Here is a 16,019-nt window from a genome sequence, read left to right as displayed (position 1 = left end):
CTCTCCTTTGAGGGGAAGCTAGGCAGTTCGACCCGGTTCGGCAATGGCACGTGGCGCAGAAGTGAGGGCGTCAGGCGCCTTTCGCCGGGGTGCCGCAGACCGGGCAGTCGGCACGGCGGGAGAGGCCGATCTTGCGGGTCTCGCCGAAGAGCGCGTCGTGGATCAGCATTTCGCCCCGCAGCGGCGTGCCGGCGCCGGTGATGACCTTGATCGCCTCGGCCGCCATCATCGTGCCCAGCACGCCGGGCAGCGGCCCCAGCACCCCGGCCTCGGCACAGCTGGGGGCCAGTTCGGCGGCGGGCGCCTCGGGGAAGATGCACTGGTAGCAGGGGGTGCCTTTGGCCGTGTCGAACACGCTCAGTTGACCCTCCCATTGCGACAGGGCGCCGGAGATCAGCGGCTTGCCGGTGGCGTGCGCCGTGGCGTTCGACAGGTAGCGGGTTTCGAAATTGTCGGTGCCGTCGAGGATCAGGTCATACTCGGCAAAGAGCCCGGCGGCGATGTCTTGGGTCAGCTTGCGGTGATAGGGGCGCACCACCACGTTGGGGTTCTGCGCGCGCATCGCGTCGGCGGCGGAATGGGCCTTGGGCCGGCCGATATCGGCGTCGCGGTGGATCACCTGCCGCTGGAGGTTGGAATTCTCGACGAGGTCATCGTCAATCACCCCGATGGTGCCGACGCCCCCGGCGGCGAGGTAGAGCAGCGCCGGGGAGCCGAGGCCGCCCGCGCCGATCACCAGCACGCGCGCCTCCTTGAGCCGCTTCTGCCCCGGCCCGCCGATTTCCCGCAGGACGATATGGCGGGCGTAACGGTCGAGCTCGGCCTCGGAGAAGAGGCCCTTGCGCTCGGGCTCGGCTGTGCCTTCCGCCTTCTGCCGCAGGGCGCGCAGCCCCTTGCGATAGACCAGCACCAGCGCCACGAAGCCGGCCAGCAGCAGCCACAGCGCCGGGCTTTCCCCGGTCGCCAGCCGAAGCGGGTGACCATCGGGCAGGACCAGGTGCAGCAGGATGACCCCGAGCCACAGCATCAGGATCATGCCCCAGCGCAGCCGGTGCGGCGTGCCGAGCATCGCGCCCAATCCCCAGAGCGCCGCCGCGATGACCAGCACCAGCAGCATCAGCCGGCCCCGGTGGAGCCGAACCCGCCCGCCCCGCGGGAGGTGTCGTCGAGGCTGTCGGCCAGTTCGAATGCCGCCGTCACCACGGGCGCCACCACCATCTGGGCGATGCGCATGCCGTGCTCGATGCGGAACGGCTCCTGCCCCGCGTTCATCACGATCACGCCGAGCGGGCCACGATAATCGCTGTCGATGGTGCCGGGGCTGTTGGGCAGGGTGATCCCGTGCTTGAGCGCCAGCCCCGAGCGCGGGCGGACCTGCACCTCGTAGCCTTCGGGGATCGCCAGCCGGAGCCCGGTGGGCACCAGCACGCGCGTGCCCGGGGCAAGGTCGACGGCGCCGCGTTCGGGGAAGTTGGCGCGCAGGTCGGCCCCCGCGGCGCCGGCGCTTTCATAGGACGGCAGGCCAAGCGACTGGTCCGCGCCTTCTTCCCAGACAAACCTGACTGTCACCATGCCCGCTCTTTCATCTTTCCGAAAATACTCCCGCCGGAGGCGTCCTGCCGGTCAGGCCAGCGCATCGGCGATCTTTTGTGCCAGCCGGTCGGCGACCTGTGCCTTGGTCATGCGCGGCCATTCCTCCGCGCCGTCGGCGGTGATCAGCGTCACGGCGTTCTCCTGCCCGCCCATGATGCCGGTGGCGGGGCTCACGTCGTTGGCGAGGATCCAGTCGCAGCCCTTGCGCTGGCGCTTGGCGGTGGCGTTGTCGATCACGTCGTCGGTTTCGGCGGCGAAGCCCACCACGAGCGCGGGGCGGCCGCTTTCCATGCCCGAGACGGTGGCGAGGATGTCGGGGTTCTCCTCGAACTCGAGCGCGGGCATGCCGCCCTTTGTCTTCTTCAGCTTCCTGTCCGAGGCGCTCTTGACGCGCCAGTCGGCCACGGCGGCGGCGAAGACGGCGGCATCGGCGGGCAGGGCGGCCTGTGTCGCCTCGAGCATCTCGCGGGCGGAGCCCACGCGCACCACCTCGACGCCTTCGGGGGGTGGAATGTCGGCGGGGCCGGTTACGAACACCACCTCGGCGCCGAGGCCGGACAGCGCGCGGGCGATGGCGGTGCCCTGGGCGCCCGAGGAGCGGTTGGCGATGTAGCGCACCGGGTCGATCGGCTCGTGCGTGGGGCCGGAGGTGACGAGCACCCGCTTGCCCGCCAGCGGCCCGGCGCCAAGGCGGGCCTGCGCGGCCGACACGATCTCCAGTGGTTCGGCCATCCGACCGGGCCCGTATTCGCCACAGGCCATGTCGCCGTCGTTGGGGCCGACAAAGGCGATGCCGTCACCCTTCAGCGTGGCGATGTTGCGCTGGGTCGCGGCATGTTCCCACATGCGTACGTTCATGGCTGGAGCCACCAGCACGGGGGTATCGGTGGCCAGAAGCAGGGTCGAGGCAAGGTCGTCGGCCTGCCCCGTCGCCATCTTCGCCATCAGGTCGGCGGTGGCGGGCGCCACGACGATCAGGTCGGCGCTGCGGCTGAGTTCGATATGGCCCATCTCGGCCTCGTCGGTGAGGTCGAAGAGGTCGCGGAAGACCTTTCGGCCCGCCAGCGCGGAGACCGACAGGGGCGTGACGAATTCCTCGGCCGCGCGGGTCAGCACCGGGGTGACCGATGCGCCGCGTTCGCGCAGGCGGCGGGTCAGGTCGAGCGCCTTGTAGGCGGCGATGCCGCCGCCGATGATCAGCAGAATGCGTTTTCCAGCAAGCATCCGAACCCCCGGTGTTCCTGTCAGCCCGACAGTAGGGTCTGCCCCATGGCGATACAAGAGCGCCCTATCGGAAGGCGGCGCAGGGGTCGTCGCGCTGGGCCGGCGGGGCCGAGAGCACCTCGTCGAAGCCGCCGACCAGCGGCATCTCGTTCTCGGTCTGGCCGACCACGTGCAGGTCGAGCTCCGGCGCGGCGAGGGCCAGAAGGGCGGGCATGCCCCAGTCGCGGCGGGCATGGCCGTTGCCGGTGATCACCACGACCGGGCCGCCGGACTCCTCGTGCGCCAGAAGGGCGGTGCGGGCGAGCATGGCGTCGCGCAGCCTCTGGATGCGGACCATGCCGGGCAGCATCTCCTCGGGGATGGCGTTGCAATGGGCTTCCATCTGCAGGGCTTCACGGGCCTCCTGCTGATGCTCGGGCAGGGGCTGGTCGAGGCCGAAGCGCGCGGCCTCGCCGCCCATCGGGCCGTCGAAGCCGCCCTCCATCGCGGCGCGCGCCTCGTCCCGCCCGACACCGGCGCCGTAGACGCGGGCCGCGGGGGCGGCGGCGAAGATGGGGTAGTACATCGCGAAATCGGGCCAGCCGCTGTTGTCCCAGTCGAGCGCCCTGGCCAGCGCTTCCGGGTCATCGCGAAGGTCGGGCGTGACGCGCGCCGCCTGTTCCGGCGTCAGCATCTCGAAGACAAGGGCGGCGGGGGCGATGGCGGCCACCCGCTCGGCCTGGGCCGCGTGGTGGGCCGGGTTGTCGTGCACCTCGCCCAGAACGGAAATGTCCTGCGCCGATGCGGCACAGGACAGCGTCGAAAATATCGCGAATGCAAGGCTTCTCATACGAGAAGGTTCTGCACCTCCGAGCCATGACGTTCAAGGTGCTTGCGCATTTTCTGGAACGCCGCCGCCTCGAGCTGGCGGACGCGCTCCTTGCTTAGGCTCAGCTCGGTGCCGAGGCTTTCCAGGGTGCGGGGGTCGTCGCGCAGCTTGCGCTCGCGGACGATGAAGCGTTCCCGATCATTGAGCCGTGACATCGCGTCGCCGAGCCACAGGCGCAGGGCGACGTTGTCGTGATCCTTCTCGACCAGCTCGTCGCCGCGGGCGCCGTCATCCTCGATCGTGTCGATCCACTCGCGGCCTTCCTCTTCGGTCGACTGGGTGGCGTTGAGCGAGAAATCGGTGCCCGACAGGCGGCCTTCCATCATCTCGACATCACGCAGCGGCACGCCGACCTCGTGCGCGATCATCTCGCGCAGCTGGTGGCCGTCAAGCTCTTCGCCGCGGGCCAGAGCCTCGCGCTCGATCCGGGCCTGGACCCGACGCATGTTGAAGAACAGGGATTTCTGGCTGCTGGTCGAGCCGGTGCGCACCATCGACCAGTTGCGCATGACGTAATCCTGGATGGAAGCCTTGATCCACCATACGGCATAGGTGGAGAACCGCACGCCGCGATCGGGGTCGAACTTGTCGGCCGCCTTCATCAGGCCCAGCCCGGCTTCCTGGATCAGGTCGTTCATCGAGGCGCCGTAACGGCGGTACTTGGCAGCCATCGAAATCGCGAGGCGCATGTAGGCGGTGATCAGACGGTGCAGCGCGGCCTCGTCGCGCTGGTCGCGCCACGCATAGGCAAGGCTCAGCTCGGTTTCCGCGTCAAGCAACTCTGCTTTCATCGCGGCCCGTGACATGTCTGTGGGTTGGTCTGCGTCAAGCGGCATAATATTCCCCCTGTAGGGCAGACCTCGGTGATCTGCTCTTTTGTCGACATTCACCCGGTGATACGCACATAAGATCGCGTCGGATCAATAAAAAGGGGCAGGGAAAATATGCTTCCGGGATTGAGCCTTGTTCTGGGGGGCGCCGCCTCGGGGAAATCCCTTTTCGCAGAGGGGCTTGTGCGGGGTACGGGGCGGAGTTTGATTTATTTCGCGACGGCCCGCGCCCATGACGATGAAATGCGCGCGAAGATCGAGCGGCACCAGCGGTTGCGGGGCTCCGGCTGGCGCACGATCGAGGAACCGCTGGAGGTGGGCCGGACGCTTGCCGGGCTGAGCGGGGATACCGCGATCCTGCTGGATTGCGCCACCATGTGGCTGAGCAATCACCTGTTGGCGGAGAATGACCTGGAAGAGGCCGAGGCGGGTTTGATGGCCGGGCTGTCGCTTTGTGCCGCGCCGGTGGTGATCGTGTCGAACGAGGTGGGCCTGTCGGTGGTGCCCGAGAACGCGCTGGCCCGACGGTTCCGAGAGGAGCAGGGGCGGCTGAACCAGAAGCTGGCGGCGAAGGCCGGGCTGGTGGTGAACGTGGTGGCGGGCCTGCCGCAGGTGCTTAAGGGCGAGTTGCCGTGAGCCGCCTGCACTGGGTGCGCCACGGGCCGACCCATGCGAAAGCCATGGTGGGATGGTCCGACCTGCCCGCCGACCTGAGCGATACCGAGCGGGTGCGCCGGCTGTCGCGGCATTTGCCGGCGGAGGCGGTGATTGTCTCGTCGGACCTGTTGCGGGCGGTGCAGACGGCGGACGCGATCGCGGGAGACCGCGTTCGGCTCGACCCCGATCCGGAGCTTCGGGAAATCCATTTCGGCGACTGGGAGTTGCAGGGCTTCGACGGCGTCGAGGATCAGCCCCTTCTGCGCGCCTTCTGGGAGACGCCGGGGGATATCTGCCCGCCGGGCGGGGAAAGCTGGAACCAGGTGTCGGCCCGGGTCGAGCGGGCCATCGGCCGGGTGCTGGAGGCCCATCCCGGGCGCGACGTGATCGTGGTGGCGCATATGGGGACGATCCTGACGCAGGTGCAGCGGGCGCTTGGCCTGTCGGGGTATGACACCTTCGCGCACAAGATCGACAACCTGTCCGTCACCGAGTTGCACTGGCAGGGCGACGGGTGGGAGGCGGTGAGGATCAATCACTGTCCGTGATGCGCTGCCTCACGAAATAGCGTTTCTTGACGGGTCCGGCGCGGGATAGCGTGGGCGCCATGACATATGACCTTTTCATCGGCGATCGCGCCTTTTCCAGCTGGTCCCTGCGGGGTTGGCTGATGTTCGAGAAATTCGGCCTTCCGGTGCGGACGCAGCTGGTGGGGCTTTACGACGGGACGATGCAGGACGACCTGTCCGAACTGGCACCCGCGCGGCTTGTGCCGGTGATGCGGGATGCGGAGGGCGTGGTGGTGGGCGATACGCTGGCCATGGCCGAAACGCTGGCCGAGCGGCACCCCGAGGCGGGGCTGTGGCCGGCCGACGCGGCGGCGCGGGCGCTGGCGCGCTGGATGGTGGCGGAGATGCATTCGGGCTTCGGCGCGTTGCGCGGGGATTGCCCGATGCAGTTGCTGCACCGGGTCGAGGGTTTCGTGCCGTCCGAGGCGGTGCGGGCCGACGTGGCGCGGATCGAGCTGCTTTGGTCACGGGCCCGAACCCTGCACGGGAAGAGCGGGCCGTGGCTGTTCGGGGCGTATTCGCTGGCGGACGTGTTCTATGCGCCAGTGGCGGCGCGGATCGCGGGCTATGGTCTGCCGGTGCGGCGGGTGGCGCAGGAGTATGTCGAGCTGACGCTGGAGGAGGGGGCGTTCCGGCGGTGGCGGGCGCTGGGGCTGACCAAGAGCTATGACCCGGTGCCCTACGAGATGGACCTGCCGAAGGGGGCATGGCCCGGCCCGCCGCCACGCCCGGCGCGGGTGGTCGAGGCGTGGCAGCCGGAGAACGAGGCTTGCCCCTATTCCGGCAAGCCGGTGACGCACCTGCTGGAGACCGACGGCCGCGTCTTCGGGTTCTGCAACGCCACCTGCCGCGACAAGACGGTGAACGATCCGGACGCCTGGCCGGACTTCGTGGCGCTCAGGGATGCTGCACCGCAGCGTGAAAAATGAGTTGAAATTTTCACGGAATCACCGCAGCGTGAAATTATTAACAAATATTTCACGAAGGGTGTTTCCTTGGATCACAGCGACCCCAGCCGCCTGCGCACTCTCGGGGCCGACCTGCGCGCCCTGCGCAAGGCGCGCGGGCGGACGCTGTCGGACCTGGCCGAGACGTTGGGGCGTTCGGTCGGCTGGCTGAGCCAGGTCGAGCGCGACCTTTCGGAGCCGTCCATTTCCGACCTGCGCCAGATCGCCGAGGCGCTGGGGGTGCCGATGTCGCTTCTGTTCGGCCATGCCAGCGCCCCGGCGGACGAGCAGGGCTATGTCGTGCGGGCCGGTGCGCGGCGGCCCATGGGCTCGGGCGAGGAAGGGCTGATCGAGGAGTTGCTGTCGCCCGACCTGACCGACGATTTCGAGGTCATCCATTCCACGTTCCGTCCCCGCTCGCGCATGCAGACCCCGGCCAAGCGCCCGACGCAGGAGGTGGGCTATATCGTTTCCGGCAGGCTCGACCTGACGCTGGGCGGGCGGGAGTTTACCGTTGGCCCCGGCGACAGTTTCCGCTTTCGCGGCGAGGCGTATTCCTGGGCCAATCCATACGATGAACCGGTGGTTGCGATCTGGGTGATCGCGCCGCCGGTGTATTAGGGGCGGCAATGGTTAACGGCGGGTGTCTCTGCGGGGCGGTGCGGTTTCGGGTGGAGGCCGACCTGCGTGACCCGATCGCCTGTCATTGCAAACAGTGCCGCCAGGTGTCGGGGCATTTCTTCTCTGCCGTCCCCGCGCCAAAGGCGGCGGTGCGCTTCGAGCGTGACGAGGGGCTGCGCTGGTACCGTCACACCGGGATCGCCGAGCGGGGCTTCTGCGGGCGATGCGGGTCGACGCTGTTCTGGCGCGGCGACGAGGGCCCGGACGTGATGGTCGCAATGGGATCGCTTGACGAGACCGGCGGGTTGAAGCTGTCGGGCCATTTCTGGGTGGATTTCATGGGGGACTATTACGACATCGACGACGGCCTCCCCTTGCACGAAGGATTGAAGACATGACGACGGGACGCTGCCTTTGCGGCGATATCACCTTCACGGTCAGCGCGACGCCAACAGGCGCCTCTGTCTGCCATTGCGGCCAGTGCCGGAAGCAGTCGGGTCACCTGTGGGCCTCGGCGCAGGCGCCGGAGGCCGAGGTCACGATCGACGGGCCGGTGCACTGGTACGAAGCCAGCGGCATCGCCAAGCGCGGGTTCTGTCCGCGATGCGGGTCGTTCCTGTTCTGGAAGGCGCATGACGAGGACACGATCAGCTTTGCCCTGGGCGCGCTGGACGAGCCGACGGGCATAACGCTGGAGCGGCATATCTTCACCGCCGACAAGGGCGACTATTACGATATCAAGGACGGGCTGCCGCAGAAATGATCACCGGGGCCTGTCTTTGCGGCGCGAACGCCTTCGAGCTGGATGCCGGGCCCGGCCCGGCGACCGCCTGCCATTGCGGGCAGTGCAGGCGCTATTCGGGCTTTCATGCGGCCAGCATCGACTACGACGCCAAAGACATGCGCTGGCTCCGGCAGGGGCATTTGACGCGGTTCACGCATCCGGGCGGGAGCACGCGGGTGTTCTGCGGCAAGTGCGGCACCAAGCTGTGGTTCGAATACGCGGATGGCGGCCTGAGCCTCGAGGCCGGTGTGATGGATGCGCCGACCGGGGCGCGGCTGGCCGGGCATATCTTCGTCGCCGACAAGGGCGACTTCTTTGACATCGCGGACGGGTTGCCGCAACAGCAGGGATGGGAAGCTTAGAATGGCGGATTTTCCGAACACGGCACGGGTGGTCATCATCGGGGGCGGGGCGGTGGGGGCCTCGGTACTCTATCACCTGGCGAAGGCCGGTTGGTCGGATTGCGTGTTGCTCGAAAAGAACGAGCTGACGGCGGGCAGCACGTGGCACGCGGCGGGCAACGTGCCGACCTTCTCGACCAGTTGGTCGATCATGAACATGCAGCGTTATTCGACCGAGCTTTACGCGCGGCTGGGGGCCGAGGTCGATTATCCGATGAACTATCACCAGACCGGCTCGATCCGGCTGGCGCATTCGAAGGAGCGGATGCAGGAATTCGAGCGCGCCAGGGGCATGGGGCGGTACCAGGGAATGGACCTCGATATTCTCGGGCTGGACGAGATCAAGGACCGGTATCCGTTCATCGAGACGCATGATCTGCAGGGCGCGCTCTATGATCCGAACGATGGCGATATCGACCCGGCGCAACTGACGCAGGCGCTGGCCAAGGGGGCGCGGGACATGGGCGCGCGTGTGCTGCGCTTTACCCCGGCCACCGGTGTCAGCCGCGAGGGTGACGAGTGGGTCGTGCAGACGGAAAAGGGCGATATCCGCTGCGACTACGTGGTGAACGCCGCCGGGTATTACGCGCAGCGCGTGGGCGAGTGGTTCAGGCCCTATGGCGGGCGGACCGTGCCGATGATGGTGATGAGCCACCAGTACATGCTGACCGACGAGATCCCCGAGCTGGAGGCGTGGAGCAAGGAGGCCGGGCACAAGCTGCCGCTGTTGCGGGACGTCGACAGCTCCTACTACCTGCGGCAGGAGAAGTTCGGCCTGAACCTCGGGCCCTACGAGCGGAACTGCAAGGCGCATTGGGTGCAGCCGGACGACCCGATGCCCGAGGATTTCAGCTTCCAGCTTTACCCCGACGATCTAGAGCGGCTGGAATGGTATGTCGAGGATGCCATGGCGCGGGTGCCGCTGCTGGGCACCGGGGGCGTCAACAAGGTGATCAATGGCCCGATCCCCTATGCGCCCGACGGCCTGCCGCTTCTGGGGCCGATGCCGGGGGTGCCGAACGCGTTCGAGGCTTGTGTCTTTACCTTCGGCATCGCGCAGGCGGGTGGCGCGGGCAAGGTGCTGGCCGAGTGGATCACGGACGGGGCCACCGAGTGGGACATGTGGGCCGTCGACCCGCGGCGCTACACCGATTACACCGACCGCGATTACTGCATTGCCAAGGGGATGGAGGTGTATGGCCACGAATACGCCATGCATTTCCCCTGGCACGAATGGCCTGCCGGGCGCGACCGGAAGCTGTCGCCGGTGCATGACCGGGTGAAGGCTCTGGGTGGCGTGATGGGCGCCTACAACGGCTGGGAGCGGGCCAACTGGTTCGCCAAGCCGGGCGACGACACCTCGGAAGAGGCCACCCAGACGTGGAACCGCGCGGGCCCGTGGGAGCAGCGGATCAAGGAAGAGTGCGAGGCGGTGCGTGATGGCTGCGGCGTGCTCGACCTGCCGGGGTTCACCCGGCTTTGGGTGTCGGGAGAGGGGGCCGATGACTGGCTGCGCGGGTTCGTGACCGGCGGGCTGCCCAGGGTGGGGCGGATGAACCTCGTCTACGTGACCGATACGCGCGGACGGATCGTGACCGAGTTCTCCTGTGTCCGGCTGGCCGAGGACAGCTTCGTTCTGATCACCGCCGCCACAGCGCAGTGGCATGACGGCGAGCTGGTGCGCAACGCGCTGGCCGAGGGGCTGAGCGTGCGTGAGACCACGACCGAGCGCGACGCGCTGCTGCTGGCCGGGCCGAAGAGCCGCGAGGTGCTGGAGGGGCTGACCGATGGCGACCTGTCGCTGCCGTGGCTGAGCCACCAGCATTGCACCGTGGCCGGGCAGAAGGCGTTCCTGATCCGGGTGAGCTTTACCGGCGAGCTGGGCTGGGAGATTCATGGCGAGTTCGATGCCATCCCGGCGATCTATGACGCGCTGATCGAGAAGGGGGTGACGCCCTTCGGGATGTACGCGCTGAACAGCCTGCGGGTCGAGAAAGGGTACCGCGCGTGGAAGGGCGATTTGTCGACGGATTACTCGATGCTCGAGGCCGGGCTGGAGAGGTTCGTGAAGTTCTACAAGGCGCAGGATTTCACCGGCAAGGCGGCGCTTCTGGCGGAAAAGCAGCAGGGGCGGAAGAAGGCCTTCGTGACGCTGAAGGTCGACGCGGGGGAGGCGGATGCGCCCTACATGTCGACCGTCTGGCATGACGGTGAGATCGTGGGGGAAACCACGTCGGGCGCCTGGGGCTACCGGGTGGGCGCGAGCGTGGCGCTGGCGATGGTCCGGCCGGATCTGGCGGAGGCGGGCACGGAGGTGGAGGTCGAGATCTACGGCGAGCGCCGGCGGGCCGAGGTGCAACCGGACGGCCCGATGTGGGATCCTGAAAACGAAAGGCTGCGGGCATGAGTATCGAGACCTACCTGCTCTATCTCGGGGTCTTGGCGGCGTTCTTCGCCACACCGCCGGATACAAGCCAGTTGCTGATCATTTCCAACAGCCTGCGCCACGGGATGCGGCGGAGCATGGCGACGGTGGCGGGCGACCTGTCGGCCAACGCGTTGCAGATGACGCTGGCGGCGTTCGGGCTGACCGCCGTGATCGCTGCCTCGGCCGATGCGCTCTGGGTCGTGAAATGGCTTGGCGTGGCCTACCTCGTGTGGATCGGTCTGAAGCTGATGCTGTCGAAACCCGGCGGGGATGCACCGGCGGAAGCCCGGCAGGGGCGGCTGTTCCGGCAGGGTTTCGTGACCTCCTCGGCCAATCCCTACGCGGTGGTCTTCTTCGGCGCGCTCTTCCCGCAGTTCATCGACCCGGCGCTGCCGGTCTTGCCGCAACTCCTGATCCTCGGGGTGACGTACCTCGCGGTCGACGGATTGATCCTGCTGCTCTGGGGCTGGGCGGCAACGCATACGCTGGGCCGGGTGAAGCAACTGACGGGTGTCTGGCTCAACCGTGTTTCCGGCGCGCTAATGTTGGGGGCGGCGGTGCTGCTGGGCCTGAAAGTCCTCGACCGGGCGGCGGAACGGTAACGGCCATGGACTTGCCCGAGAGAATGTCCGGCGTCACCCTCACCCGCCACGGCGGGCCCGAGGCGCTGGAATGGCGCGAGGATATCCCGGTGCCGCGGCCCGGCCCGGGGCAGGTGCTGGTGCGGGTGCTGGCGGCGGGGGTGAACAACACCGACATCAACACGCGCATCGGTTGGTACGCGGCCGAGGTGACAGGGGCGACCGGCGAAGACGTGGCCGTGGGTGACAAGGCCGAGGGCGGCTGGGGCGGGGCGCTGCAGTTTCCGCGGATCCAGGGCGGTGACCTGTGCGGCCGGGTTGTCGCCTTGGGCGATGGGGTGGAAGACTTCGCCATCGGTGCACGTGTCACGTGCCCGATCAATCAGCCCCGCCCGACGGAAGAAAACCCTGTGGGGTTCGTCGCGCTCGGGTCGGAATATGACGGGGCCTTTGCCGAGTACTGCCTTGTCGAGGCGCGTGACCTCTACGACGTGACCGATGCGCCGCTGAGCGATGTCGAGATCGCCGCCATCCCCTGTGCCTTCGGCACGGCGGCGGGGCTGCTCTTTCGCGCAGGCGTCGGCGAGGGGCAGGAGGTGCTGATCACCGGCGCGTCGGGCGGCGTCGGGCTGGCCGCGGTGCAACTGGCGCAGAAGCTTGGCGCGCGGGTCACGGGCATCTGCTCGGCCTCCAAGGCGGAACTGGTGCGCGAGGCCGGCGCGGCGGAGACGATCGACCGCGGTGCGCCGTTGCCCGGGGACAGGTTTCATGCCGTGATCGACGTGGTCGCGGGCGAGGTGTTCGGGGCGCTGATCGACGCGCTCAAGCCCGGTGGCCATTATGCCGTCGCCGGTGCCATCGGCGGGCCCATTGTCGAGGCCGACCTGCGCCGCATCTACCTTCGCGACATTACCGTTCATGGCTGCACCTACCAGCCGCCGGAGGTGTTTGCGCGCCTGGTCGACATGGTCAAGGCCGGGCTGGTGCGGCCCCTGATTTCGAAAACCTACCCGTTGTCGGAGATCGGCCAGGCACAGGCGGAGTTCCAGACGAAACAGATGGCGGGCAAGCTGGTGCTCATTCCGCCGGGAGAAAAGGACGCATGAGGCAGATTACGTTACTTGACGGCTCTATCGGGCAGGAACTGGTGAGGCGGCTGGGCGACCGGTCGGTGCCGCTCTGGTCGGCGCGGGTGATGATCGAACAGCCGGACGTCGTGAGAGAGGTGCATGATACCTATTTCACGGCCGGCGCGACGGTGGCGACAACCAACACCTATCCCGTGCTGCGTCACCGGCTGAAGCGGGTCGGGCTGGACGACGAGGTGGGCCGGCTTGCCGACGTCGCCGTGTCGAGCGCGAGAGCGGCGCAGGAGAGGGCCGGCAAGGGCCGGGTCGCGGGGGCGCTCGGGCCGCTCGGCACGTCCTACCGCGTGGATGTATACCCGTCGGTGGCCGAGGCCGTGGAGCTGTATGCCGAATTGCTCAAGGACCTGCGCGAGCGGGTCGACCTTCTGCTCATCGAGACGATGGCGTCGGTGGAACAGGCCGAGGGGGCGTTGGAGGCCGTGGCGACGCATGGCAACGGGCGACCGGTCTGGCTGTCGGTGACGGTGTCGGATGATGACGGGACGCGCCTGCGGTCGGGCGAACCGCTGGACCGGCTGGCGCCGCTGGTGGAACGCTACGGGCCGGCGGCGGTGCTGATCAATTGCTCGCCGCCGGAGGTGATCGGGGCGGGGCTGGAGATCATCGGGACGTTCGGCCTGCCTTATGGCGCCTATGGCAACGGGTTCACCCGGATCAGCGAGGGGTTCCTGAAGGATGCCCCGACGGTCGACGCGTTGGAACAGCGGACCGACCTGACGCCCGCGGCCTATGCCGAGTTCGCAATGGGCTGGGTCGACCAGGGGGCCACTATCGTCGGCGGCTGCTGCGAGGTCGGGCCGGATCACATCACGGAACTGGCAGGGCGGCTTCGGTCGGCCGGGCACGAGATCGTTTGAATTGAACAAAGGCGGCGCGGCTCGTCGAGCCTTGCGGCCCGCCTCGCGAAGGAGAGTGAAAGATGGAGCTTCCCGACAAGGCCCGCGTGGTGATCGTGGGCGGTGGCGTGATCGGCTGTTCGGTGGCCTATCACCTGACCAAGCTGGGCTGGAAAGACGTGGTTCTGCTGGAGCGCAAGCAGCTGACCAGCGGCACGACGTGGCACGCCGCCGGGCTGATCGGCCAGTTGCGGGCGACCGCCAACATGACCAAACTGGCCCGGTATTCGGCCGAGCTTTACCTCGGGCTGGAAGAGGAAACGGGCGTCGCCACGGGGATGCGGCAGGGTGGCTCGGTTTCGGTCGCGCTGACGAAAGAGCGGCTGGAGGAGCTCTATCGCAGTGCCGCCATGGCGCGGGCCTTCGGCGTGCCGGTCGAGGAGCTGAGCCCCGACGAGGTGAAGGCGCGCTACGAGCATATCAACCTCGACGGGATGACCGGTGGTGTCTGGTTGCCCACGGACGGGCAGGCGGACCCGGCGAATATCGCCTTGGCTTTGGCCAAGGGAGCACGCCAGCGGGGCGCGCTGGTGAAGGAGCGGGTGAAGGTTACCGGCATGGCGCGCGATGGCCGGCGGATCACTGGCGTCGACTGGGCCAGCGATGACGGTGAGGCGCAGGGGCACATCGCCTGTGACATGATCGTCAACTGTGCCGGCATGTGGGGCAGCGAGGTGGGCCGGATGGCCGGCGTCAACGTGCCGCTGCATGCCTGCGAGCACTTCTATATCGTGACCGAAGGCATCGAGGGATTGAGCCAGATGCCGGTGCTGCGGGTGCCGGACGAGTGCGCCTATTACAAGGAGGATGCGGGGAAGATCCTGCTGGGCGCCTTCGAGCCCAATGCCAAGCCGTGGGGGATGGAGGGCATCCCGGAGAGCTTCGAGTTCGACCAGCTTCCGGAAGATTTCGATCATTTCGAACCGATCCTCGAGGCGGCCTGTCACCGGATGCCGATGCTGGCGGAGGCCGGGATTCACACCTTCTTCAACGGGCCGGAGAGCTTTACGCCCGACGATGCCTATCACCTTGGCCTTGCGCCCGAGATGGACAATGTCTGGGTCGCCGCCGGGTTCAATTCCATCGGTATCCAGAGCGCGGGCGGTGCGGGCGTGACGCTGGCGCAGTGGATGGAGGATGGCGAGAAGCCCTATGATGTCGGCGATGTCGACATCAGCCGGATGCACCCGTTCCAGGGCAACCGGCATTACCTGTTCGAACGCTCGAAAGAGACGCTGGGCCTGCTCTACGCCGACCATTTCCCCTATCGCCAGAAGGCCACGGCGCGGGGTGTGCGGCGCTCGCCCTTCCATGCGCAACTGCTGGAGCAGGGGGCCGTGATGGGCGAGGCCGGGGGCTGGGAGCGGGCGAACTGGTTCGCGAAGGACGGGCAGACGCCGGAGTATGAGTATAGCTGGAAGCGGCAGAACTGGTTCGACAATGCCGCCGCCGAGCACAAGGCGGTGCGCGAGAACGTGGGCATGTACGACATGTCCTCCTTCGGCAAGCTTCGGGTTGAGGGGCCCGATGCGGAACCATTCCTGAACCGTGTCTGCGGCGCGAACATGTCGGTGCCGGTGGGCAAGATCGTCTATACTCAGTTTCTCAATAGCCGCGGCGGGATCGAGGCGGATGTGACGGTGACGCGGCTGTCGGAAACCGCGTACCTGGTGGTCACCCCGGCGATGACGCGGCTGGCGGATGAGACGAGGCTAAGACGGCATGTGGGCGACCGGCGGGTCGTGATTACCGATGTGACGGCGGGCGAAGGTGTTCTGGCGGTGATGGGGCCGAAATCGCGGGAGCTGCTCAGCAAGGTGTCGCCCGCCGATTTTTCCAACGCCGTCAACCCGTTCGGCACGGCGCAGGAGATCGAGCTCGGCATGGGCCTCGCCCGGGCGCACCGGGTGTCTTACGTGGGCGAGCTGGGCTGGGAGATCTACGTTTCGGCCGACATGGCGGGGCACGTGTTCGAGACGCTGATGGAGGCCGGGGAGGACGTGGGGCTCAAGCTTTGCGGGATGCACATGATGGATTCATGCCGCATCGAGAAGGCGTTCCGGCATTTCGGACATGACATCACCTGCGAGGATAACGTGGTCGATGCGGGACTGGGCTTCGCGGTCGACCTGTCGAAGGAGGATTTCATCGGCAAGGCGGCGGTGACGGCGCGCAAGGAAAGCGGGCCGGAGAGCCGGATGGTGCAGTTCCTGCTGGAGGATCCCGAGCCGCTTTTGTTCCACAACGAGCCGGTGATCCGGGAGGGTGAGTACGTGGGCTACCTCAGCTCGGGCAACTATGGCCACCACCTCGGCGCGGCGGTCGGCATGGGCTACGTGCCCTGCAAGGGCGAGAGCGCGCAGGATGTGCTGGGGTCCACTTACGAGATCGACGTGATGGGTACGAAGGTGAAGGCGAAGGCCAGCCTGAAGCCGATGTACGACCCGAAATCGGAGCGGGTGAAGGCCTAGG

General features: G+C 67.4%; 17 protein-coding genes. 12 read left to right on the top strand and 5 right to left on the bottom strand.

Annotation, left to right across the window (positions count from 1 at the left end):
- Positions 1-70: 70 nt before the first annotated feature.
- The 5 genes from QUV18_RS02100 to QUV18_RS02080 form a co-directional block, all read right to left on the bottom strand.
- Positions 71-1,117 carry a HesA/MoeB/ThiF family protein gene (locus tag QUV18_RS02100; protein WP_300891635.1) on the bottom strand — a complete coding sequence of 349 codons (1,047 nt, stop codon included), beginning with the start codon at positions 1,115-1,117 and terminating at the stop codon, positions 71-73.
- Positions 1,117-1,572, bottom strand: a complete 456-nt coding sequence (gene dut / locus QUV18_RS02095) for a dUTP diphosphatase (protein WP_300891633.1) — start codon at positions 1,570-1,572, stop codon at positions 1,117-1,119. The genes QUV18_RS02100 and dut overlap by 1 nt, the downstream gene beginning before the upstream one ends.
- Positions 1,573-1,623: 51 nt before the next feature.
- Positions 1,624-2,817, bottom strand: a complete 1,194-nt coding sequence (gene coaBC, locus QUV18_RS02090) for a bifunctional phosphopantothenoylcysteine decarboxylase/phosphopantothenate--cysteine ligase CoaBC (RefSeq protein ID WP_300891632.1) — start codon at positions 2,815-2,817, stop codon at positions 1,624-1,626.
- A 64-nt stretch (positions 2,818-2,881) separates the two neighbouring features.
- On the bottom strand, positions 2,882-3,646 hold the full coding sequence (locus tag QUV18_RS02085; protein WP_300891631.1) for a ChaN family lipoprotein: 765 nt from the start codon (positions 3,644-3,646) through the stop codon (positions 2,882-2,884).
- Positions 3,643-4,521, bottom strand: a complete 879-nt coding sequence (locus QUV18_RS02080; RefSeq protein WP_300891630.1) for an RNA polymerase factor sigma-32 — start codon at positions 4,519-4,521, stop codon at positions 3,643-3,645. The genes QUV18_RS02085 and QUV18_RS02080 overlap by 4 nt, the downstream gene beginning before the upstream one ends.
- A gap of 108 nt (positions 4,522-4,629) precedes the next feature.
- Between QUV18_RS02080 and cobU the strand changes: the two genes are divergently transcribed.
- From cobU to QUV18_RS02020, 12 genes are all read left to right on the top strand, one after another.
- Positions 4,630-5,151 carry a bifunctional adenosylcobinamide kinase/adenosylcobinamide-phosphate guanylyltransferase gene (gene cobU / locus QUV18_RS02075; protein WP_300891629.1) on the top strand — a complete coding sequence of 174 codons (522 nt, stop codon included), beginning with the start codon at positions 4,630-4,632 and terminating at the stop codon, positions 5,149-5,151.
- Positions 5,148-5,720 carry a histidine phosphatase family protein gene (locus tag QUV18_RS02070; protein ID WP_300891628.1) on the top strand — a complete coding sequence of 191 codons (573 nt, stop codon included), beginning with the start codon at positions 5,148-5,150 and terminating at the stop codon, positions 5,718-5,720. Before cobU ends, QUV18_RS02070 begins: the two co-directional genes overlap by 4 nt.
- Before the next feature lie 59 nt (positions 5,721-5,779).
- The gene (locus QUV18_RS02065) at positions 5,780-6,670 is read left to right on the top strand and encodes a glutathione S-transferase N-terminal domain-containing protein (protein WP_300891627.1); all 891 of its coding nucleotides are present in this window, start codon (positions 5,780-5,782) and stop codon (positions 6,668-6,670) included.
- A gap of 66 nt (positions 6,671-6,736) precedes the next feature.
- Positions 6,737-7,309 (top strand): XRE family transcriptional regulator, encoded by a 573-nt coding sequence (locus QUV18_RS02060; protein WP_300891626.1) that lies wholly within the window; start codon positions 6,737-6,739, stop codon positions 7,307-7,309.
- Between the two features lie 8 nt (positions 7,310-7,317).
- A complete protein-coding gene (locus tag QUV18_RS02055; protein ID WP_300891625.1) occupies positions 7,318-7,707 on the top strand; it encodes a GFA family protein in 390 nt (129 codons plus the stop codon).
- On the top strand, positions 7,704-8,072 hold the full coding sequence (locus QUV18_RS02050; RefSeq protein ID WP_300891623.1) for a GFA family protein: 369 nt from the start codon (positions 7,704-7,706) through the stop codon (positions 8,070-8,072). The genes QUV18_RS02055 and QUV18_RS02050 overlap by 4 nt, the downstream gene beginning before the upstream one ends.
- On the top strand, positions 8,069-8,455 hold the full coding sequence (locus QUV18_RS02045) for a GFA family protein (RefSeq protein WP_300891622.1): 387 nt from the start codon (positions 8,069-8,071) through the stop codon (positions 8,453-8,455). Before QUV18_RS02050 ends, QUV18_RS02045 begins: the two co-directional genes overlap by 4 nt.
- Before the next feature lies 1 nt (position 8,456).
- The gene (locus QUV18_RS02040; protein WP_300891621.1) at positions 8,457-10,901 is read left to right on the top strand and encodes an FAD-dependent oxidoreductase; all 2,445 of its coding nucleotides are present in this window, start codon (positions 8,457-8,459) and stop codon (positions 10,899-10,901) included.
- The gene (locus QUV18_RS02035) at positions 10,898-11,524 is read left to right on the top strand and encodes a LysE family translocator (RefSeq protein ID WP_300891619.1); all 627 of its coding nucleotides are present in this window, start codon (positions 10,898-10,900) and stop codon (positions 11,522-11,524) included. Before QUV18_RS02040 ends, QUV18_RS02035 begins: the two co-directional genes overlap by 4 nt.
- A gap of 23 nt (positions 11,525-11,547) precedes the next feature.
- On the top strand, positions 11,548-12,609 hold the full coding sequence (locus QUV18_RS02030; protein ID WP_300891618.1) for an alcohol dehydrogenase family protein: 1,062 nt from the start codon (positions 11,548-11,550) through the stop codon (positions 12,607-12,609).
- Positions 12,606-13,508, top strand: coding sequence for a homocysteine S-methyltransferase family protein (locus QUV18_RS02025; protein WP_300891617.1), 903 nt, complete (start codon positions 12,606-12,608; stop codon positions 13,506-13,508). Before QUV18_RS02030 ends, QUV18_RS02025 begins: the two co-directional genes overlap by 4 nt.
- A gap of 62 nt (positions 13,509-13,570) precedes the next feature.
- Positions 13,571-16,018, top strand: a complete 2,448-nt coding sequence (locus tag QUV18_RS02020; RefSeq protein ID WP_300891615.1) for an FAD-dependent oxidoreductase — start codon at positions 13,571-13,573, stop codon at positions 16,016-16,018.
- The last annotated feature ends 1 nt before the right edge of the window (position 16,019 follow it).

The organism is Roseovarius sp., from assembly GCF_030373445.1.
Taxonomy (GTDB): Bacteria; Pseudomonadota; Alphaproteobacteria; order Rhodobacterales; family Rhodobacteraceae; genus Roseovarius.
Note: the sequence above shows the minus strand (reverse complement) of the source record. Positions and strands in the feature narration are given on the sequence as shown.